The organism is Pseudomonas sp. BYT-1, assembly GCF_023611805.1.
GTDB classification, from domain to species: domain Bacteria; phylum Pseudomonadota; class Gammaproteobacteria; order Pseudomonadales; family Pseudomonadaceae; genus Aquipseudomonas; species Aquipseudomonas guariconensis.
Map to the genome: position 1 here is coordinate 5,400,617 of NZ_CP072559.1, position 20,776 is coordinate 5,421,392.

21 protein-coding genes and 1 pseudogene are annotated in these 20,776 nt (G+C 59.9%); 12 read left to right on the forward strand and 10 right to left on the reverse strand.

Features of this window, described 5'->3' with window-relative positions; all coding sequences use genetic code 11:
- Positions 1-7: 7 nt before the first annotated feature.
- Positions 8-730, reverse strand: a complete 723-nt coding sequence (locus tag J5X93_RS25345; RefSeq protein WP_349815814.1) for a DNA methyltransferase — start codon at positions 728-730, stop codon at positions 8-10.
- A 329-nt stretch (positions 731-1,059) separates the two neighbouring features.
- Here J5X93_RS25345 and J5X93_RS25350 point away from each other — a divergent pair.
- A protein-coding gene (locus tag J5X93_RS25350; RefSeq protein WP_250034213.1) for an IS3 family transposase occupies positions 1,060-2,606 on the forward strand; the annotation gives its coding sequence in 2 pieces (ribosomal slippage) (positions 1,060-1,546 and positions 1,546-2,606; 1,548 coding nt in all).
- A 16-nt stretch (positions 2,607-2,622) separates the two neighbouring features.
- On the opposite strand, the gene J5X93_RS25355 is transcribed toward J5X93_RS25350, so the two are convergent.
- A complete protein-coding gene (locus J5X93_RS25355) occupies positions 2,623-3,252 on the reverse strand; it encodes a site-specific DNA-methyltransferase (protein ID WP_250034214.1) in 630 nt (209 codons plus the stop codon).
- A 207-nt stretch (positions 3,253-3,459) separates the two neighbouring features.
- Here J5X93_RS25355 and J5X93_RS25360 point away from each other — a divergent pair, with 207 nt between their 5' ends.
- Complete coding sequence (locus J5X93_RS25360; protein WP_100413065.1) at positions 3,460-4,203, forward strand: abortive infection family protein; 744 nt, start codon at positions 3,460-3,462, stop codon at positions 4,201-4,203.
- Between the two features lie 30 nt (positions 4,204-4,233).
- On the opposite strand, the gene J5X93_RS25365 is transcribed toward J5X93_RS25360, so the two are convergent.
- A complete protein-coding gene (locus tag J5X93_RS25365) occupies positions 4,234-5,052 on the reverse strand; it encodes a hypothetical protein (protein WP_100413066.1) in 819 nt (272 codons plus the stop codon).
- A 446-nt stretch (positions 5,053-5,498) separates the two neighbouring features.
- Positions 5,499-6,164: a JAB domain-containing protein gene (locus J5X93_RS25370; protein WP_250034215.1), complete on the reverse strand. Its 666-nt coding sequence runs from the start codon at positions 6,162-6,164 to the stop codon at positions 5,499-5,501.
- A gap of 125 nt (positions 6,165-6,289) precedes the next feature.
- Between J5X93_RS25370 and coaBC the strand changes: the two genes are divergently transcribed.
- The 7 genes and pseudogenes from coaBC to J5X93_RS25405 all read left to right on the forward strand — a co-directional run bounded on the left by coaBC (position 6,290) and on the right by J5X93_RS25405 (position 12,334).
- Entirely contained in the window at positions 6,290-7,501 is a 1,212-nt protein-coding gene (coaBC, locus tag J5X93_RS25375) for a bifunctional phosphopantothenoylcysteine decarboxylase/phosphopantothenate--cysteine ligase CoaBC (RefSeq protein WP_043212982.1), read from the forward strand.
- Positions 7,502-7,506: 5 nt separating this feature from the next.
- Positions 7,507-7,962: a dUTP diphosphatase gene (dut, locus tag J5X93_RS25380; protein ID WP_043212979.1), complete on the forward strand. Its 456-nt coding sequence runs from the start codon at positions 7,507-7,509 to the stop codon at positions 7,960-7,962.
- A gap of 134 nt (positions 7,963-8,096) precedes the next feature.
- A pseudogene (locus tag J5X93_RS25385) lies at positions 8,097-9,470 on the forward strand (phosphomannomutase/phosphoglucomutase); the annotation flags it as partial.
- Between the two features lie 31 nt (positions 9,471-9,501).
- Positions 9,502-10,407: an acetylglutamate kinase gene (gene argB / locus J5X93_RS25390; RefSeq protein ID WP_043212973.1), complete on the forward strand. Its 906-nt coding sequence runs from the start codon at positions 9,502-9,504 to the stop codon at positions 10,405-10,407.
- 193 nt (positions 10,408-10,600) lie between these two features.
- Positions 10,601-11,281, forward strand: coding sequence for a CsgG/HfaB family protein (locus J5X93_RS25395; protein WP_043212971.1), 681 nt, complete (start codon positions 10,601-10,603; stop codon positions 11,279-11,281).
- A gap of 25 nt (positions 11,282-11,306) precedes the next feature.
- Entirely contained in the window at positions 11,307-11,678 is a 372-nt protein-coding gene (locus J5X93_RS25400) for a DUF4810 domain-containing protein (RefSeq protein WP_090344208.1), read from the forward strand.
- Entirely contained in the window at positions 11,675-12,334 is a 660-nt protein-coding gene (locus J5X93_RS25405; RefSeq protein ID WP_250034217.1) for a DUF799 domain-containing protein, read from the forward strand. Before J5X93_RS25400 ends, J5X93_RS25405 begins: the two co-directional genes overlap by 4 nt.
- Before the next feature lie 105 nt (positions 12,335-12,439).
- On the opposite strand, the gene pyrE is transcribed toward J5X93_RS25405, so the two are convergent.
- The gene (pyrE, locus tag J5X93_RS25410; protein WP_043212965.1) at positions 12,440-13,081 is read right to left on the reverse strand and encodes an orotate phosphoribosyltransferase; all 642 of its coding nucleotides are present in this window, start codon (positions 13,079-13,081) and stop codon (positions 12,440-12,442) included.
- Between the two features lie 80 nt (positions 13,082-13,161).
- On the opposite strand from pyrE, the gene crc reads away from it, so the two are divergent.
- Positions 13,162-13,941, forward strand: a complete 780-nt coding sequence (gene crc, locus J5X93_RS25415) for a catabolite repression control protein Crc (RefSeq protein ID WP_043212963.1) — start codon at positions 13,162-13,164, stop codon at positions 13,939-13,941.
- A 51-nt stretch (positions 13,942-13,992) separates the two neighbouring features.
- Here the strand turns inward: crc and J5X93_RS25420 are convergent, their stop codons facing one another.
- Together J5X93_RS25420 and rph are read right to left on the reverse strand one after the other, a co-directional pair.
- Complete coding sequence (locus tag J5X93_RS25420; protein WP_043212961.1) at positions 13,993-14,364, reverse strand: DUF4870 domain-containing protein; 372 nt, start codon at positions 14,362-14,364, stop codon at positions 13,993-13,995.
- Positions 14,365-14,389: 25 nt separating this feature from the next.
- The gene (gene rph / locus J5X93_RS25425) at positions 14,390-15,112 is read right to left on the reverse strand and encodes a ribonuclease PH (RefSeq protein ID WP_043212958.1); all 723 of its coding nucleotides are present in this window, start codon (positions 15,110-15,112) and stop codon (positions 14,390-14,392) included.
- Between the two features lie 226 nt (positions 15,113-15,338).
- Between rph and J5X93_RS25430 the strand changes: the two genes are divergently transcribed.
- Positions 15,339-16,202 carry a YicC/YloC family endoribonuclease gene (locus tag J5X93_RS25430; protein WP_250034220.1) on the forward strand — a complete coding sequence of 288 codons (864 nt, stop codon included), beginning with the start codon at positions 15,339-15,341 and terminating at the stop codon, positions 16,200-16,202.
- Between the two features lie 13 nt (positions 16,203-16,215).
- A complete protein-coding gene (gene gmk, locus J5X93_RS25435) occupies positions 16,216-16,872 on the forward strand; it encodes a guanylate kinase (protein ID WP_043212953.1) in 657 nt (218 codons plus the stop codon).
- A 39-nt stretch (positions 16,873-16,911) separates the two neighbouring features.
- On the opposite strand, the gene J5X93_RS25440 is transcribed toward gmk, so the two are convergent.
- The 3 genes from J5X93_RS25440 to J5X93_RS25450 form a co-directional block, all read right to left on the reverse strand.
- Positions 16,912-18,456: an APC family permease gene (locus J5X93_RS25440; protein WP_070572153.1), complete on the reverse strand. Its 1,545-nt coding sequence runs from the start codon at positions 18,454-18,456 to the stop codon at positions 16,912-16,914.
- A gap of 112 nt (positions 18,457-18,568) precedes the next feature.
- A complete protein-coding gene (locus J5X93_RS25445; protein ID WP_090344202.1) occupies positions 18,569-19,342 on the reverse strand; it encodes a gamma-glutamyl-gamma-aminobutyrate hydrolase family protein in 774 nt (257 codons plus the stop codon).
- Between the two features lie 4 nt (positions 19,343-19,346).
- The gene (locus J5X93_RS25450) at positions 19,347-20,729 is read right to left on the reverse strand and encodes a glutamine synthetase family protein (protein ID WP_043209890.1); all 1,383 of its coding nucleotides are present in this window, start codon (positions 20,727-20,729) and stop codon (positions 19,347-19,349) included.
- Positions 20,730-20,776 lie beyond the last annotated feature (47 nt).

A 20,776-nucleotide genomic window follows, 5' to 3' on the forward strand; every position in this document is an offset into this window, starting at 1 on the left:
TAGATCCTCAGAGTCGAGCAATGTCGCGTGGGATTTTCTTGAAGCCAATGCCGTGCCGACGCATGAAGTCCTCACCAAGAGCCAACTGGTCAGCGTAAACCAGTACAGGTCCAGCGACCTTCACCAGTTCAGCCAGAAGCTCAAGGTCGAGCGTGGTTACGGAATGTTCTTCATAGGCGAAGAAGACTCGCAGACCATTTGCTTCGCCAAGCCAGTAACGGTGCTGGCTTTCAGCAGATGACGAACCAGTGCCTTCAACGATCCCTTCCTGCCATGCGACATAATTACGGATCGCGTCGATTCCGGCAGCAGGGTTCAGGTTGCCGTATTCCACAAACAGTGGCTCGCCCAATGCGTAATAGGTGAAACCACCACCCAGCCCCGCCACTGCCTTGCTCTCTTCGCCGTAGCCATTGGCAACCCGCTTGATGCGTTCGGCGGTGAGCGATTCGGCGTAATCCATCATCTCAATCAGGATGAAACGTCGAGTGCCTTCATCCTGGGCGTTCGCCTTCAAAACGGCGTGTCCGGTCGTACCAGACCCGGCATAGGAATCGAGGATGATGGAATCTCTATCAGCAGCGATGTCCAAAATTCGACCAATTAGGCTACTAGGCTTTGGCGTATCGAAAGACGAAGAGCCGGAGAAAATAGCCCGCATTTCGTTCTTGGAGCTACGATTGCTGCCCACGTCCTTTTTCCACAACGTGCGGGGCACCAAGTCACCCACCTCGTTGAGATACCGCTTGATGCTGGGACGGGCATCGCCGGTTGGACCCCACCAGACACGACCCTCTGCGTCGAGAGCACGCAGCTTTTCCTCAGAGACACGCCAGAAGCGCCCCGGAGGCGGAGAGAAATCACGTCCAGTTGGACCTGTGATGGTGAACAGTCCCTTGGAATAGGGCTTGTTGGCAAAAGGATCACCCGCAATCCAAGGACCGTTGGGGTCGTCATCTGGATTGTCATAAATGGAATCCGATTCACCCGCCGCGTCAGGATAGTTGTCGTGTGAGTTGATTCGATGAGTCTTGGTCGGTGGGCGGAAGTGAGAGCCGTGTGGCGCGTTATTCGATAGAGCATCGGGAGTGGGTGGTGCGGCAGATGATGCCGCCCTTGAACCGGACGGTGCCGGAGCTGGTGGAAGCGACAGGCATTACTGATGCCACCCTGTATGCTTGGCGCAAACAGGCCAGAGCAGCGGGAGCAGTGGTGCCGGGAGATGGACAGCAGGCCGACCAGTGGTCGAGCCAGGACAAGTTTCGGGTGGTGCTGGAAAGCGCCAGCCTCAATGCGGCTGAGCTGGCGGAGTACTGCCGGCGCAAAGGCCTGTATGTCGAGCAGATCAACGCCTGGCGCGAAGTCTGCGAGCAGGCCAACAGCCTGGCTCAGCCGAGCAAGACCCGGCGCGAACGCGAAGAGGAAAAGGCCGCGAAGAAGCGCATCAAGCAGCTGGAGCGTGAACTGCGGCGCAAGGATGCAGCGCTGGCAGAAACCGCGGCTCTGCTGGTGTTGCGAAAAAAAGCCGAGGCGCTCTGGGGGAAGGACGAGGACGAATGATCAGCGCCCCGGATCGCCGTGAAACGCTGCAGTTGATCGAGGACGCCGTGGCGGCGGGAGCGCGGCGGGCGCAGGCCTGCGCCGAACTGGGCCTGTCGCTGCGCAGCCTACAGCGCTGGCAGCACTGCCCGGAGGATCGGCGTCCTTCGGCACAACGAGCTGAGCCGGCCAACAAGCTGACCCCGCAAGAGCGCCGCCGCGTGCTGGAGGTCGCCAACCAGCCCGAGTTTGCCAGCCTGCCGCCGCAGCAGATCGTGGCGCGGCTGGCCGATCAGGGCACCTGGCTGGCCTCGGAGTCGACCTTTTACCGGTTGCTGAAGGACGCCGAACAGCAGCATCCGCGCGGCCGTAGCCGCCCACCGGTGAAACGAGCGCTGACGACCCATGTTGCCGACGGCCCGAACCAGCTGTGGTGCTGGGACATCACCTGGCTGCCGACCACGGTCAAGGGCCGTTACTTCTACTGGTACATGATCAAGGACGTCTACAGCCGGAAGTTGGTGGCCAACGAGGTGCATGAAAGTGAAAGCGCCGAGCAGGCCGCCCAGCTGCTACGCCAGGCCTGCCTACGTGAACAGCGGGCAGGCCAGCCACTGGTACTGCACTCGGACAACGGCAGCGCGATGAAGGGCTCGACCATGCTGGCGGCCATGCAGAACCTGGGTGTGATGCCCTCGTTCAGCCGCCCGCGGGTGAGCAATGACAACGCCTATGCCGAGGCCTTGTTCCGCACGGCGAAGTACTGCCCGCTGTGGCCGGAGCGGCCCTTCGACACGCTGGAGCAGGCCAGGAACTGGGTGAACAGCTTCGTGGCCTGGTACAACCATGAACATCGCCACAGCGCCCTGAAGTTCGTGACCCCGGCGCAGCGACATACTGGCCAGGCGGAAGAGTTGCTGCGCAAGCGTATCGAGCTGTACGAGGCGGCGCGTGCACGGCACCCGGAGCGCTGGAGCGGCAACATCAGGAACTGGGTGCTGGCACCAATCGTGTGCCTGAACCCGGAGCGGGAAGCGGTACTGCAGCAAACATCAAAGGCAGCGTGACACGCTCACGCGACAACTACCTTGAAAATCGCCGTTCAGCAGTACGAGCCAGCCGAGCAGGAACCCAATTGGGACGTTTCGAGTAGACCAGAATGTAGTCATGGTCTGTAGAGAATTGGCTTGCAGAATTCCGAGGCGAATCCGCTTTTTCCCAAATCACGCAGGTCACGAAATTTCCAACGCCGAATATCTCATCCAGAACCGGACGAAGAATACCAACCGCGTTGTCATCAATCGAAACCCAAATAGACCCGTCGTCGGAAAGCAGTCGATGCAGAAGCTTTAGACGTGGATACATCATGCAGAGCCATTTGTCTTGCCGGCTCATATCCTCGTTTTCTTTACCGACTACTTTTCCAAGCCATTTCATAATTCGTGGGTCATTAACGTTGTCGTTGTAGACCCAGTTTTCATTGCCGGTGTTATAGGGCGGATCGATGTAAACACATTTCACTTTCCCCTCATATTCAGGCAGCAGGCTTTTGAGAGCTTCCAGATTATCGCCGTGGATAATCTTGTTATCGAAACTGTTCTTCGGCAGGCTCTGTTGAGCAGAAAAAGTGAATTGCTCGCGCAGAACGCGATAGGTTACATCCCGATGATGGTTTCGGACTTGATCCTTCCCCACCCAGTGCAATGTAGGCATGGTGCTAGCCTTGTCCTCGAAAAATGAAGCAAAAACCTGCCTCCCAAGGCAGCCGGTGATTTGACACCATGATCCCCGCCAAGGCAAGCGGGGACTGGCTTCATAGGCATCGCCAACAAGCCTCACATGGTACGCGACGCGCTTGGAACCGTAGGGTTCACGCCTTAAGATGGCCATATGACATACCCAACGATTTAGGGCATTTTTATGCATCCACTGGCAGAAGAAGCAGAAGCTCTACAGCACATGCTGGTCTCGCAGGCTACGGGCGGTAGTGAAGACGACACGGCGTACCTGATGCTAAGACGCACCATCCTCGACGATCCCACGCTTGCCACGATGGTCCCACGGTGCGTGAACACATGCCGCAGCCTCAGTCAGTTCTGGCAGTTCATCAAGAACAAGTACGCCACCTATGCCGAACGCCGGACTTACCTATGGGACGAATTCCGTCCACTGCTGGACTATGTAGAGAAAGGTGGTTCATCACCAGCGGATCAGGTAGTGACTGGTGCAATCGAGCGGTTTGATTCCGAGCATGTGAGAATTGCTTGGACGAAATCCTTGGAGCGACGCACCACGGACCCAGAAGGCGCAATCACTATGGCGCGTACCCTTCTGGAATCCGTCTGCAAGCACATCCTAGAAGAAGCTGGGGTTGAGTACGACGATAGCCCAGACCTCAACAAGCTTTACCGCCAGACGGCTGAATTGCTCAACCTTGCACCCTCTCAACACACAGAGAAGGTTTTCAAGCAGATCCTTGGCGGCTGCACGTCAGTGGTTGAAGGACTGGGGGCATTGAGGAACCGTCTAAGCGATTCCCACGGCACAGGGAGGGCAGGTGTAAAACCTGCTCCACGGCATGCAGAACTGGCTGTGAATCTGGCTGGCTCGCTTGCTCTTTACCTGCTCGGCACTTGGGAAGCGAAATCGACCAAACCTGTCTGATCCCAGAACTGATGAACCGTTCTGACTTTTTTAGCAGAAGGTAAACGGCGCACGTACAAAAGAAAAAACGGCATAAAAAATGACTGCGAGGATACCAATCAAAGCTAGGATTAATAGAGCAGTGAATTTGACATTGATTTTTTTGAAGAATGGATTTTCTTTGTCGAGCCAATTGGCAGCAGCTACCGTTGAAAGAGCCTTTCCTTGAAGCATCAAAAAAACATGATTCATGCCGACAATTGACAACAAAAGAAATGCGAAAGACATCGTGGAGTTACAGGAAAAGTTTTTCTCTGCCAGCAGCTTAACAACCAAAAAAGCCGAAGCAAACAGTGCAACATCAAAGAAGAATTTGATATTCGTTGTCAACATGCTTTGAAACAGGCGCACGCAGGACAAAGACCTACTAAAAAGAAGACTGAACGCATAGATTATTAAGGACCATGAAATTACGGCACCACCAACAAAAACGTTGTCGATAGAAGCGTTATCGTTGAGAAAACTCAGCGTCATACCCAAGCCAAGCCATTCAAAAATCACAGCAACTATTAGGGCAGTAACGAAATTCTGGACTGGCAAATGCCCAAAATAATACTCAACTTTATTTTCAGGGATTTTTGACGCGTTAGGGGTTAAGCCTACAGCGGTTTCCTTTGCTTGCTTTGGATTACCCAAAATCTCAGGCAGGACTGGGGTTTCAACTGCTGGCTTCACAAGCCCCACCGACGATTTTGAATTCGTCAAAGACCTATACGCCACGAATGCTCCAGCAGCAGCACCCACAAAAAATTTCCAATTCGATCCTTTCTTCTGCACCTTGAAGTCCTTTCGCTCGTAGCCGATATACATGATGGCATTCTACCTACTAGGAGTCTTCAGGCGTAGAATCTGAGCGCTGGAGCGTGGCATTTGGTAATGGGCGAGCTGAGCAGCACACGCTGGAACGTCTCACTAACTACATGCGGCCAGCCCAGCATTTTCTTCGCCCGGAATGGATCGTGTCCCGCTCATGTAAACCTCTTTTTTTCACTGTAAACCACAGTGGTTTACAGTGAAAAAAGAGGTTTACAACGCTCTGATCAGCTTGAGCCTTTCGGACCTATCGACCCCATTTAGCCCGTGAGGGGTCACAGACCGTCCATATACAGATGAGCCTGACATCGTCAACACGACTCAGCGGATCGACTGTTCATTCGTTTTTGTGATGATCTCGTCCAGCAGATCTACTTCGGTGAGATACCAAAGCCACCTTTGACCTGTTTCGTTCAGGGCCTCGAATTGATGGTCGCTCAGCTTCAGTAGCAGCAGAGTGATGACGCGCCTGAAGGCAGCGGGATGGATCTGCAACATCGAAAATTTAACATCCATCTCTCCAGAGAACCGCCGCCAAGACGCCTAAAACGCGTGTCGCAGCCAATTGCAACAAGTCGTTTGACACCATAACCGCGGAGGATCAGGGCGGCGGCGTTGTGCAACAGCGAGCGCCGCACCACCTCACGCGGGTAGACGCTCGCCCGGTTGATCGTCCCCCTGAACAGGACCTCGAACGCCAGCGGCCTGTGCTTGGTGTCCAGAAACAGACAGCCGAACACTTCGCTAGCTTCGTGACGCAGCCTGGACTTCAGATAACGCCGCACAGACGCCGGATTCTCCAGAACGGCTTCACGCGAGATGGATTCATCCAGATAACGTCTGCCGATCTCCAGCAACGCTTGCAACTGCGCATATTTCACCAACCCCAGGCCCGGTTCGCGCAGCACGGCATCGCGGTCTGCCTCGAGAAACTGCCTGAGTCCGCCGAAGCGCATCAAAAGCCCCCGCGACAGGTCCAGCACATTTCGCCCGGCAACTCCCGAGCCCAGCAGCACAGCGAGCAATTCAGCGTCCGACAGCACGGCCGCACCGCGCTGCAACAGCTTCTCCCGTGGCCGCTCGTCCGCTGGCCATTCCCTGATGTTCATACCCCTCCTTGCGTGTTACTGCGGTGCGTTTAGGCCCTGTGTTAATCTATCCCGCTCCGTAGATGCGACGATCTGCCGCAGGCAGCAGTCGTCGTCGCCCGCTTTCACTGGAAAAAGGCAAGCCTATGCAGCGGCTGTATCGCAAGCGCATCGTTCTCGGCGTGGGTGGCGGCATCGCCGCCTACAAGAGCGCCGAGCTGATTCGCCGACTCCTGGAACACGGCGCGCAGGTGCGCGTTGTCATGACCCGCGGTGGTGCCGAGTTCATCACGCCACTGACCCTGCAGGCACTGTCAGGCCACCCGGTGCACATGGATCTGCTCGACCCCGCGGCCGAAGCGGCCATGGGGCACATCGAACTGGCCAAGTGGGCCGACCTGGTATTGATCGCCCCGGCCACCGCCGACCTCATGGCACGCCTGGCACAAGGCATGGCCGATGACCTGCTGACCACCCTGGTACTGGCTACCGATGCCACTGTTGCCGTGGCGCCAGCCATGAACCAGGCCATGTGGCGCGACGCGGCCACCCAGGCCAACCTCGAACTGCTCAAGAGCCGCGGCATCCAGGTATTCGGCCCGGCCTCCGGCAGCCAGGCCTGTGGCGACGTTGGCCTTGGTCGCATGCTCGAAGCCACGGATCTAGCCTGGTGCGCAGCCGAAAGCTTCAAGCGCCAGTCGCTGACCGGCAAGCATGTGCTGATCACCGCCGGCCCCACCCAGGAAAACATCGACCCGGTGCGCTACATCACCAATCATAGCTCCGGGAAGATGGGCTTCGCCCTGGCCGAGGCGGCTGCCGAAGCCGGGGCTCGGGTGACCCTCGTCACAGGCCCCGTGCACCTAGCGACGCCCGATCGCGTCAACCGGATCGACGTGGTGAGCGCGCGGGACATGCTCGCGGCCTGCGAGGCCGCCATGCCCTGCGACTTGTTCATCGCCTCGGCAGCGGTCGCGGACTACCGCCCGGAAGTCGTTGCCCCGCAAAAGCTCAAGAAAGACCCTACGACCGGCGACGGCATGCTGCTGCAGATGGTGCGCAATCCAGATATCCTTGCGACCATCGCTGGCCGCACCGATCGTCCGTTCAGCGTCGGCTTCGCCGCCGAGACCGAACACCTGCTCGATTACGCCACGCGCAAGCTCAAGGACAAGAACCTCGACCTGATCGTCGCCAATGATGTGGCCAACCCCAGCATCGGCTTCAACAGCGAGGAAAACGCCCTGACCGTCATCGACCGCCAGCAGCACCAGACCCTCTTCGCGCAGACCAGCAAGGGCAAGATCGCCCGACAACTGGTCGCCTTCATCGCCGAACGGCTCAACCAGGTTCAATAAGTTACATGCACGCTCTTCAAGCCAAGATCCTCGACCCTCGCCTGGGCAATGATTTCCCTCTGCCGCAATACGCCACCCCCGGCTCCGCCGGCCTGGACCTGCGCGCCATGCTCAAGGAAGACACTGTCCTGGAGCCGGGCCAGACCCTGCTGATTCCCACTGGCCTGTCGGTATATATCGGCGACCCGGGCCTGGCCGCAATGATCCTTCCGCGCTCAGGCCTGGGCCACAAGCACGGCATCGTGCTGGGCAACCTGGTCGGCCTGATCGACTCGGACTACCAGGGCGAGCTGATGGTCTCCTGCTGGAACCGCGGCCAGACGCCCTTCACCATCGCCATCGGCGAGCGTATCGCGCAGCTGGTGCTGGTGCCTGTGGTGCAGGCGCATTTCGAGATCGTCGAGTCCTTCGACGAGAGCCAGCGCGGGGCTGGCGGCTTCGGTCACTCCGGCAGCCACTGAGACCGCTTGACGACCGTTGGGCCATGGATGGCGAACTCTCTGGCCAAAGCATCGTCCAAGCGTTCAGTTTGCGCCTGCCCAGAAGCCTTTGATTATTGGAGCACCCAGAGATGAACGACATGGCCCACCTGGTACCCGCACTGCCCGAGAGCATCTTCCGTGCCTACGACATCCGTGGCGTTGTCGGCAAAACACTGACCGGCGAGACTGCCTATTGGATCGGCCGTGCCATCGGCGCCCAAACCCTCGCCCAGGGCGAGCCGCAGATCTCGGTTGGTCGCGATGGCCGCCTGTCCGGACCGATGCTGGTCGAGCAGCTGATCAAGGGCCTGGTCGACGCCGGTTGCCAGGTCAGCGACGTCGGCCTGGTCCCGACTCCAGCGCTGTACTACGCCGCCAATGTGCTGGCCGGCAAGTCCGGTGTGATGCTTACCGGCAGCCACAATCCGCCTGACTACAACGGCTTCAAGATCGTCATCGCTGGCGACACCTTGGCCAACGAACAGATCCAAGCCCTGCTGACCCGCCTGAAAACCAACGACCTGAGCCGTGGCGAGGGCCGCGTCGAACGTGTCGAGATCCTGGAGCGTTACTTCCAGCAGATCGTCGGCGACGTGAAGCTGGCCAAGAAACTCAAGGTGGTGGTGGACTGCGGCAATGGCGCCGCTGGCGTCATCGCGCCGCAACTGATCGAGGCCTTGGGCTGCGACGTCATCCCGCTGTTCTGCGACGTCGACGGTAACTTCCCCAACCATCACCCGGACCCGGGCAAGCCAGAAAACCTCGAGGATCTGATCGCCAAGGTCAAGGAAACCGGCGCCGACATCGGCCTGGCCTTCGACGGTGACGGCGACCGCGTGGGCGTAGTGACCAATACCGGCACCATCGTCTATCCAGACCGCCTGCTGATGCTCTTCGCCCAGGACGTGCTGTCGCGCAACCCCGGTGCCGAAATCATCTTCGACGTCAAATGCACCCGTCGCCTGACACCGCTGATCGAACAGCACGGCGGTCGCGCCCTGATGTGGAAGACCGGGCACTCGCTGATCAAGAAGAAGATGAAACAGACCGGTTCTCTGCTGGCCGGCGAGATGAGCGGACACATCTTCATCAAGGAACGCTGGTACGGTTTCGACGACGGCATCTACAGCGCCGCACGCCTGCTGGAAATCCTCAGCAAGGCCGACCAGGACGCCGAAAGCCTGTTCGCGGCGTTCCCGAACGATATTTCGACGCCGGAAATCAACATTGATGTGACCGACGAGAGTAAATTCAGCATCATTGATGCACTGCAACGCGACGCCGACTGGGGCGATGCCAACCTCACCACCATCGACGGTGTGCGGGTCGACTACGCCCAAGGCTGGGGCCTGGTTCGCGCTTCCAACACCACCCCGGTGCTGGTGCTGCGCTTCGAGGCCGAAAGCGATGCCGAGCTCAAACGTATCCAGGCTGTCTTGCGCACGCAGTTGCTGCGTGTCGATCCAGCCCTGCAACTGCCGTTCTGACCGACTATCCGTTCCTTATCTGGAGCCCTGCATGACCCTCGATCGCGATGCCGCTTCCCATGTAGCCGAGGTTTTGTCCGAAGCACTGCCTTACATTCGCCGCTTTGTCGGCAAGACCCTGGTGATCAAGTACGGCGGCAACGCGATGGAGAGCGAAGAGCTCAAGACCGGCTTTGCCCGGGACATCGTGTTGATGAAGGCCGTGGGCATCAACCCGGTGGTCGTGCATGGCGGCGGCCCGCAGATCGGTGATTTGCTAAAGCGTCTCTCGATCGAGAGCCACTTCATCGACGGCATGCGAGTCACCGATTCGGCCACCATGGATGTGGTGGAGATGGTTCTGGGCGGTCAGGTAAACAAAGACATCGTCAACCTGATCAACCGACACGGCGGCAGCGCCATCGGCCTGACCGGCAAAGATGCTGAATTGATCCGCGCCAAGAAGCTCACCGTCACCCGCCAGACACCGGAGATGACCCAACCGGAAATCATCGACATCGGCCATGTGGGTGAAGTGGTGAGCGTCAATACCGACCTGCTGAACATGCTGGTCAAAGGCGACTTCATTCCAGTGATCGCACCGATCGGCGTGGGTGAGAACGGCGAGTCGTACAACATCAACGCCGACTTGGTGGCCGGCAAGGTAGCCGAGGCGCTCAAGGCCGAGAAGCTGATGCTGCTGACCAATATCGCAGGCCTGATGGACAAGCAGGGCACCGTCCTGACCGGACTGACCACCGAGCAGGTCAACGAGCTGATCGCCGATGGCACCATCTACGGCGGCATGCTGCCGAAGATCAAATGTGCTTTGGAGGCAGTGCAAGGTGGGGTGAACAGCTCGCACATCATCGATGGTCGCGTACCGAATGCCGTGCTGCTGGAGATCTTCACCGACAGCGGCGTGGGCACATTGATCACCAACACCAAGCGTCACTGACCACTTGGTCTGTCAGATGGCTCTTACCATCTGGCGTCGATTCACGGAAAAAGGCGACCTCTAGGGTCGCCTTTTTTTATTCATCCTCACCGCACCCGCGCTTTAAGCTCCCGCCGCACATAAAGTTATTCTGCTTGGCGCCGAAAAGGTAATAGCATAGCGCCATCGTTTTACTTTCTAATGGAGATATCGCGTGAAATACGCATCACAAGGACTCGTGCTGGTAGCCGCTCTGGCTATCGGGTCCCTTTCCGGCTGCGCAACCGAAACCTCCACGGCAGTTGCCGTGCAGCAGGTAGAAAGCGTCAATCGTCCTTACAGCGGCCTTCGGGCGCCGATCGCCGTGGGTAAATTCGACAATCGCTCCAGCTACATGCGCGGCATCTTCTCCGACGGCGTTGACCGCTTGGGCGGCCAAGCCAAAACCATCCTGATCACCCATTTGCAGCAGACCAATCGCTTCAATGTGCTCGACCGCGACAATATGGGCGAGATCCAGCAAGAAGCGGCGATCAAGGGCCAAGCCCAGCGTCTCAAAGGCGCCGACTACGTGGTGACAGGCGATGTAACCGAGTTCGGCCGCAAAGAGGTCGGCGATCACCAGCTGTTCGGCATCCTGGGGCGCGGCAAGACCCAGATTGCCTATGCCAAGGTTGCACTGAACATCGTCAACATCAGTACCTCCGAGGTGGTCTATTCGAGCCAGGGTGCAGGCGAATATGCACTCTCCAACCGCGAGATCATCGGCTTCGGCGGCACCGCCAGCTATGACTCCACCCTCAATGGCAAAGTCCTCGACCTGGCCATGCGCGAAGCCGTGAACAAACTGGTCAATGCCGTGGAAAGCGGCCAATGGAAGCCACAAGCGCAGTAAGTGGATAGAACAAGGAAGAAGTTACATGACGACCTCACTCTCGGCCTGGCGCGCAGTCGCCGCGCTCTTGCTTGGCTGCACCCTGCTGGCAGGTTGCAGCGGCCCAAAGTCCTTGTACCAATGGGAGAGCTACCAACCCCAGGTATATGAGTACTTCAAAGGTGAATCCTCGAAAGAGGAACAGGCCATCGCCCTTGAGCGTGACCTCGAAAAGATCAAAGCCAAGAACGGCGCGGTGCCGCCCGGCTATCACGCCCAACTTGGGCTGCTCTATTCCAGCCTGGGCAAGGACGATCAGATGATCCAGCAGTTGCGCACCGAAAAGGCACTGTTCCCTGAATCGGCGCCGTACATGGACTTTCTGATGAACAATGCCAGCAAGGGAACCAAGCAATGATCAGTCGCCTCACCCAACTGCTCGTGAGCGTCTGCGTGCTGGCGCTGCTCACCGGCTGCGCCGAGCGCAAGACCATCGATTACACGGCCTATAAACAAAGTCGCCCCAAATCGATCCTGATCCTGCCGCCACTGAACGAGTCCCCGGATGTCAAAGCCACCTACAGCATGCTGTCCCAGGTGACCTATCCGCTGGCTGAGGCAGGCTACTACGTAATGCCCGTGGCACTGGTTGACGAAACCTTCCGCCAGAACGGCCTGAGCACACCCGCCGATATCCATCAGCTGCCGCCCAACAAGCTGTATGAGATTTTTGGTGCGGATGCAGGCCTGTATGTCACCGTCAGCGATTACGGTACGCGCTATATGGTGCTCAGCAGCGCAACTGTCGTCACCGCCAGCGCCAAACTGGTGGACCTCAAGAGCGGAACCACCTTGTGGACGGGTAGCGCCAGCGCCTCGAGCGAAGAAGGTCGGCAGAATCAAGGCGGCCTGATTGGCATGCTGGTCACCGCAGCGATCAACCAGATCATCAGCAACGTACAAGATGATGCGGGCTACCCGATCGCGGGCATCACCAGCAGTCGTTTGCTCACGCCCCAGCCCAACGGCGGAATCCTCTATGGCCCCCGCTCGCCGAAGTACGGCACGGACTGAGCGCAGCCGCTATCGCGGCGGTTCGCCGCGAACGAGGCCTGAATAGCCTGCACAAAAAAGGCGACCTTCTCACGAAGGTCGCCTTTTTCGTTGCAACGCGGGGCGTCAGATCCCGTATTGCGCCCGATAGGCTTCGACAGCAGGCAGGTGCTGCTTGAGCTGTGGGTCATCGGCCAGGAACTCCAACACCTGGGTCAGCGAAACGATGCTGACCACCGGGATGCCGAAGTCGCGTTCGACTTCCTGGATCGCCGACAGCTCGCCATTGCCACGCTCTTCGCGGTTCAGCGCGATCAGAACGCCAGCGGCCTTGGCCTTCTGCGCGTTGATGATCTGCATCACTTCGCGGATAGCGGTGCCAGCGGTGATCACGTCGTCGATGATCAGTACGTCACCGGCCAGCGGGGCGCCGACCAGGCTCCCGCCTTCGCCGTGATCCTTGGCTTCCTTGCGGTTGAAGCACCATGGCACATCGAGCTGGTGTTGCTCGGCCAGCGCCACAGCAGTGGCTGCGGCCAGGGGAATACCCTTGTAGGCGGGGCCGAACAGCACATCGAACGGGATCTTGCTGTCGACGATGGCCGCCGCGTAGCAACGCCCCAGTTGCGCCAGTGCAGAACCGGTATTGAACAGGCCGGCATTGAAGAAGTACGGGCTGGTACGCCCCGATTTCAGGGTGAACTCACCGAAGCGCAGAACCCCGCGATCGATGGCAAAACGAATGAAGTCGCGCTGATACGGCTGCATGAAGAGTCCCGGACACCACGGATTTAGCTAAATGAGTTGAGCTCGGGTATCATACACGCACGAGATTTTTGGGGCCATTTATGCGGATCATCAGTGTGAACGTGAATGGCATTCAGGCTGCGGCCGAGCGTGGATTGCTCAGCTGGCTGCAAGCCCAGAATGCCGACGTCATCTGCCTTCAGGATACCCGCGCCTCGGCCTTTGAACTCGACGACCCAGCTTTCCAGCTCGATGGCTATTTCCTTTACGCCTGCGACGCGGAGGTGCCAGCCCAAGGTGGCGTGGCACTGTACTCGCGGATGCAGCCCAAGGCAGTCATCACCGGCCTGGGCTTCGAGACAGCCGACCGTTACGGGCGTTACCTGCAAGCGGATTTCGACAAGGTAAGTATTGCCACCCTGCTGCTGCCTTCGGGCATGAACGGCGACGAGGACTTGAACCAGAAGTTCAAGTTGATGGATGACTTCGCCCGCTACCTGGACAAGCAGCGTCGCAAGCGTCGCGAGTACATCTACTGCGGCTCGCTGTACGTGGCGCAACAGAAGCTGGACATCAAGAACTGGCGCGACAGCCAGCAGTCGCCAGGCTTCCTGCCACCGGAGCGTGCGTGGATGGACGCAATCGTTGGCGACATGGGCTACGTCGACGCCCTGCGCGAAGTCAGTCGCGAAGGTGACCAGTACAGCTGGTGGCCGGACAACGAGCAGGCCGAGATGCTTAACCTGGGTTATCGGTTCGATTACCAGATCCTTACCCCAGGCCTGCGCCGTTTCGTGCGCAACGCACGCCTGCCACGCCAACCGCGCTTCTCCCAGCATGCGCCACTGATCGTGGACTACGACTGGACACTGACGATCTAAGTCAGTCTGCCGCCCATTCGCGGGTTTACCCGCGAATGGGCCTCAAAAAACCTACTTGATCGGCCGCCAGATCAGCGGATAGCGATAAGGCTTGCCCTCGTTGGCCCTGACCCCCGCAAGGATGGCCAGGACCAGCACCGCTACCGTCAGGATGGCGAAGAGCACGATCCCCACCAAAACGAACATCAGCAGGAAGCAGATGAACCCTGCGATGGTCACGCTGATCTGGAAGTTCAGTGCCTCCTTGCCCTGCGCGTCGATGAACGGATCCAGCTCACGCTTCCAGATCCACATCACCAGCGGGCCCAGCAGGTGCCCAAGGGGCACCACCAGGCCCAGCAGCGCCGAGAGATGACAGAACATCGCCCATTGCCGGATCTCGGCGTTGGGTGGGGCGACCGGCAGGTCGTCAGGCTCGTTCATGTTCCACACCTCCTTGGCAGCCAGGTCAGTCGGCCAGCGACGCGTTCTGCAGTTCGAAGATCTCGGTCATGCCCTTTTGGGCCAGGGCCAGCATGGCGTTGAAGTCTTCAGGCTGGAACGGAGCGCCTTCGGCGGTGCCCTGGACCTCGATGAAGCCACCGGCGCTGGTCATGACCACGTTCAGGTCGGTCTCGGCGGCGGAGTCTTCCAAATAGTCCAGGTCGAGCACGGCCTCGCCCTGATACATGCCCACCGACACAGCGGCGATCATGTGCTTGAGCGGGTTGCCACCCTTGAGACCACCACGCTTCTTGATCACGGCCAGGGCGTCGCACAGGGCGACCATGGCACCGGTGATCGACGCAGTGCGGGTTCCGCCATCGGCCTGGATCACGTCGCAGTCGACGTACAGGGTGACGTCGCCCAGCTTGCTCATGTCCAGCGCGGCGCGCAGGGAGCGACCGATCAGACGCTGGATCTCCAGGGTACGACCACCCTGCTTGCCACGGCTCGCCTCGCGCTGATTACGCTCGCCGGTGGAACGCGGCAGCATGCCGTACTCGGCGGTCAGCCAACCCTGGCCCTGGCCCTTGAGGAAGCGGGGAACACCATTTTCGACGCTGACCGTGCAGACGACCTTGGTGTCGCCGAACTCGACCAGTACCGACCCCTCGGCGTGCTTGGTGTAGTTGCGGGTGATGCGGATCGAGCGGAGCTGATCGGCGGCGCGACCACTTGGACGTTTCATCTGGGATACCTGTACCGGGACTTGAATCTGGCGAGCATTATAAGGCCCGTCGCCCTGTGAGGACATGCCTATTGTCGCGCGCCGGGGCAGCCTGTCGTCTTTTCCCACCGACCTTGCAGGCGCTCTGTAGCATGGGTGGATTGGGCGCCCGCACCGCACTGCGTTACAATCCCACGCCTTGGCCGAAAGGCTTTCCCGTTCATTCAGACTTCGCGAGGTACTCACCATGGTGCACAGCATGACCGCTTTTGCTCGCGTCGAGCGCGCTGGCAGCCAAGGCACCCTGGCCTGGGAACTGCGCTCGGTCAACCACCGCTACCTGGAGCCTCACCTGCGCTTGCCCGAGGCCCTGCGCGATCTGGAAGGCGCGGTGCGCGAAGGCCTGCGCCAAGGCCTGTCGCGCGGCAAGGTCGAATGCACCCTGCGCCTGAGCGAAGACAACGCCGGCAAGCCCCTTCAAGTCGACCGTGAGCGCGCCGCGCAACTGGTCGCCGCCGCCGAGACCGTCGCCGGTCTGATCAAGCAGCCCGCACCGCTGAACCCGCTCGAAGTCCTGGCCTGGCCCGGCGTGCTGGTGGCCGACGCCAGCGACCCTCAGGCGCTCAATGCCGAGGCCATGACGCTGTTCAACGAGGCGCTCGCCGAGCTCAAGGCCGGCCGCCAGCGTGAAGGCCTGGAGCTGGCCCGCCTGATCAACGAGCGTCTGGACGGCATGACCGCAGAGGTCACCACCTTGCGCGCTCTGGTGCCTCAAATGCTGGCGGCCCAACGCCAGCGCATCCTCGACCGCTTCAATGACCTGCAGGCCGAACTCGACCCGCAGCGCCTGGAACAGGAGATGGTGTTGCTGGCCCAGAAAAGCGATGTGGCCGAAGAGCTGGACCGCCTCAGCACGCACATCACTGAAGTCCGGCGCGTACTCAAGTCCGGCGGCGCGGCCGGCCGGCGCCTGGACTTCCTGATGCAGGAGCTCAACCGCGAGGCCAACACCCTGGGCTCCAAGGCATTCGACCCGCGCAGCACCCAGGCGGCGGTCAACCTCAAGGTGTTGATCGAACAGATGCGTGAACAAGTACAGAACATCGAGTAAGGCCACCCCCACCATGAACCACAGCAGCGGCACTCTCTACATCGTCTCGGCCCCGTCCGGCGCCGGCAAGACCAGCCTGGTCACGGCACTGATCAAGGACGATCCACGCATCAGCGTCTCGGTTTCGCACACCACGCGCAACAAGCGCCCGGGTGAAGAACACGGCGTGAATTACCACTTCGTCAGCCATGACGAGTTCAAGGCCCTGATCGAGCGTAACGACTTCCTCGAGCATGCCGAAGTGTTCGGCAACTTCTACGGCACTTCGCGCAGTGCGCTGCAACAGGCCTTGGACCAGGGCCAGGACCTGATCCTGGAAATCGACTGGCAAGGCGCCCAGCAGGTACGCAAGCTGATGCCACAGGCGCTTTCGGTATTCATCCTTCCGCCGAGCCAGCAGGCACTGCGCCAGCGCCTGGACAACCGCGGCCAGGACAGCGAAGAGATCATCGAAGGCCGCATGAAGGAAGCGGTCAGCGAAATGGTGCACTACGACGAGTACGACTACGTCATCATCAACGATGACTTCGCCGTTGCATTGGAAGACCTCAAAGCCGTGTTCCGTGCGAACCGCGATGGTGACTCGCTGGCCACAGAACGCGCCGAGGCGCTCAAGCTGCACAAGCAACAGCAACGCCATGGAGCGCTGCTCAAGCAATTGATCGGCTGAAATCAAAAAGGGGCTGCGTTCGCAGCCCCTTTTCTTTCATTACTCCTGCAGTTGCAGGTTGGCCTGCTGGCGCAACGTTGCGCCCAGGAAGTAGGCCGGTGCGCGCCAGCGCGACAGCACCATCAACACGATCCCCAGTGCCGAGATGATTGCCGCGATCACGAACACCAAGCCAAGACCGGCAACGTGAGAACCGCTGCCGAAATCCGGCGAGGCGCTGTCGATCGCCGTGCGCACGAAGATGATCGACAGGATCACACCACCCACCAGCGGGCACAGGCCGCGCATGAAGAAGTGACGCAGGCTGCCGAACAGACTGTGGCGGAAGTACCAGACACAGGCATAGGCCGTCAGCGAGTAGTAGAAGCAGATCATCATGCCCAAGGCAGTGATGGTATCGGCCAGCACGTTCTCGCTCAGGGTGCGCATGGTCACGTAGAACAGACCAGCAGCAACGCCCGCGCAGATGGTAGCGTAGCGCGGGGTCTGCGAACGCGGGCAGACGCTGGCAAAGCGCTGCGGCACGGCACCGTAGTAGCCCATTGCAAGCAGGGTCCGCGCCGGCGACACGAAGGTCGACTGCAAGGACGCAGCGGTGCTAGCCAATACGGCAATGGACATCAGGATCGCCAGTGGGCCCATGACCGGACCGGCCAGGTGCGCAAAGACGTTCTCCTGGATACGCGGGTTACCCAGACCCAGGCCGACATCACTGATTCCGGCGAACTGCAGGGTGGCGATGGCGGTGACCAGATAGAGACCAAGGATCAGCAATACCGTCCAGGTGGCAGCCTTGCCCGGGACTTCGTCACTGCCGATCGACTCTTCGCTCACGGTCAGGCACACGTCCCAGCCCCAGAAGATGAAGATCGACAACGACAGACCTGCGGCGAACGCCGAGAAAGACTCCACGCCAAACGGGTTGAACCAGGCCAGATCGAATGCCAGCGGTGGCGGTGCGGTGGTCTCGCTGAAGGCGGCGAACGCAAAGCCGATCAACACCAGCAACTGCAAGGCCACCAGGCCGTATTGCACGGTCATCGTGGTGCCCATGCCACGGCAGCAGATCCACACCGCAAGGGCGATGAACACACAACAGGTGGTGATGTTCACCAACAAGTTGTCCGCCAATGCCGCCAGCTCCTGCTGACCGGTGATCTGTGCAATGAACAGATAGAAGAAATCGACGGCCACACCCGCCAAGTTGGACAACACGATGGTTGTGGCCACGACCAGCCCCCAGCCACCGATCCAGCCGATCATCGGCCCGAAAGCCCGCGCCGACCACGTAAAGGAAGTGCCGCTGTCCGGCTCCGCGGCATTGAGCTCGCGATAACCCAGCGCGACCAGCAGCATAGGCAGGAAGCCGACGATGAAAACAGCGGGAAGGTGGGCGCCCACCTCACGCACGGTGGGGCCAAGGGCGCCGGTCAGGGTATAGACAGGTGCAATCGTGGAGATGCCCAGCACCACGCTGGCCAGCAGGCCCAAACGGCCTTTTGCAAGGCCTTTACTGGCGCGCTGGGTGTTGCCTGCATCGGTCGCCACATCGGGTGGGCGGCCGGCTTCGGTGTATTCGCTCATGAGTCTTTGCCGTAACTATTGGTATTGTTTTCACGGACCTTGCGAACAAGGCCCGCTTTCACTCATTGAAAGCTGTTGCAGGGAGCGGGTCATCCAAGACCTTCGGGTAACGTCAGAGTGTTTTCTGGCGCGAACCCTCCCGTGCAGCATGGGCAATGCAGGCCTCGCGGAATGCCTGGAACAGGCGCCGGGAGACCGGGTTTTCGGCGAAACGCCATTCCGGGTGCCACTGCACGCCGAGCACGAAGCCCGGCGCATCAGGCATGGACACCGCTTCGATCAGGCCATCCGGGGCCCGTGCCTCGACGCGCAGGCCAGGGGCCAAACGGTCGATGCCCTGGCTGTGCAGCGAGTTGACCTCGAACTGCGCAGCCAGGCCCAAGCGCTCGAACAGCCCTCCCGGCGAAACGCCGACGGGGTGTCGAGGGCTGTATTGCACCTCAAGCGGTGCATCCTCAGGTTCTCGGTGATCCAGGTAGCCGGGCAGTTCCTGCACGCGCTGGTGCAGGGTGCCGCCGAGGGCGACGTTCAACTCCTGGAAACCACGGCAGATACAGAACACCGGTATACCGGCGGCAATGGCTGCCTGCAGCAACGGCAAGGTCAGACGGTCACGCGCGGTGTCGTGCCGGGTCCCTTCCGCGCTGGGGGCGCCATTGTAATGATGCGGCTCGACATTAGAAGGTGAGCCGGTAAAAAGAATGCCATCGAGCCGAGCGAGCAGCGCCTGTGTGTCGCTGCCACCGTCGCGGGCCGGCAATATCAACGGAAGCCCCGCAAAGCCGGCCGCCTCCACGTACTTGTCGCCCACAGTGTGCGACGAGTTTTTCCCCACCTGCTGGCGGCAGGCGCTGACACCGATCAGAGGGACCGCATTTGCGCTCATGGGCTTATACCGTGTGCAGGTACCAGTTGTACTCGAGGTCGGAGATCGACACTTCGAACTCGGCCAGCTCGCTTTCCTTGCAGGCCACGAAGATATCGATGTAGTCCGGGCTGATGTATTGGTTGAGCACCTCGCTGTCGTCCAGCGCGCGCAGGGCGTCACGCAGGTTGTTCGGCAGGCTCTGCTCCAGCTGCTCGTACGAGTTTCCTTCGATCGGCTCACCCGGCTCGACCTGGTTGGTCAGGCCGTGATGGATGCCGGCCAGAATGGCGGCGAGCATCAGGTAAGGGTTGGCGTCCGCGCCGGCCACGCGGTGCTCGATGCGCACGTTCTCGCTGCTGTCGGTGGGCACGCGCAAGGCGACGGTGCGGTTGTCCAGGCCCCAGCTCGGTGCGTTAGGCACATAGAACTGTGCGCCGAAGCGACGGTAGGAATTGATGTTCGGGCACAGAAACGCCATCGATGCCGGCATGGTTTCCAGCACACCACCAATCGCGTGGCGCAGCGCATCGCTCTTGAGCGGGTCTTCGTTGGCGAAGATGTTCTTGCCGGTCTTCTTGTCCAGCAGCGAGATGTGCACGTGCAAGCCGTTGCCTGCCTGGCCCGGGTAGGGCTTGGCCATGAAGGTGGTATCCATCTCATGGTCGTAGGCGATGTTCTTGATCAGGCGCTTGAGCAGGATCGCGTAGTCACACGCCTTGAGCGGATCGGCCACGTGGTGCAGGTTGACTTCGAACTGGGCCGGGGCGCTTTCCTTGACGATGGCGTCGGCAGGAATGCCTTGCTCCTTGGCCGCTTCCAGCATGTCTTGCAGGCAGTCGGCGTACTCGTCCAGATCATCGATCAGGTACACCTGGGTCGACTGCGGGCGCTTGCCGGAGATCGGGGAGCGCGGTGGCTGCGGACGGCCATTGAGGTTGTCCTGGTCGATCAGGTAGAACTCGAGCTCGAAGGCTGCGCAGATATCCAGGCCCAGCTCGTCGAATTTGGCGACCACTTGACGCAGCACTTCACGTGGGTCGGCGAAGAATGGGGCGCCGTCCAGCTCATGCATGGTCATCAGCAACTGAGCAGTGGGGCGCTTCTGCCAAGGCTCGTCGGACAAAGTGCCGGGGATCGGATAGCAGATGCGGTCAGCATCGCCGATGTCCAGGCCAAGGCCGGTGCTCTCGACGGTCGAGCCGTTGATATCCAGGGCGAACAACGACGCCGGCAGGTTGATGCCTTTCTCGTATACCTTGTGCAGGCTGGCGCGCTCGATGCGCTTGCCGCGTACCACACCGTTCATATCGGAAATCAGCAGATCGACGAACTGCGTGTCCGGATGAGCCTCTAGGAATTCATTCATCTCGCTGGAAGAACTGGCGCACGGGATTACCGACGTCATGGCTGTACATCCTTTGATTCGGGGCGGCGATGTGGAGGGATACTGCT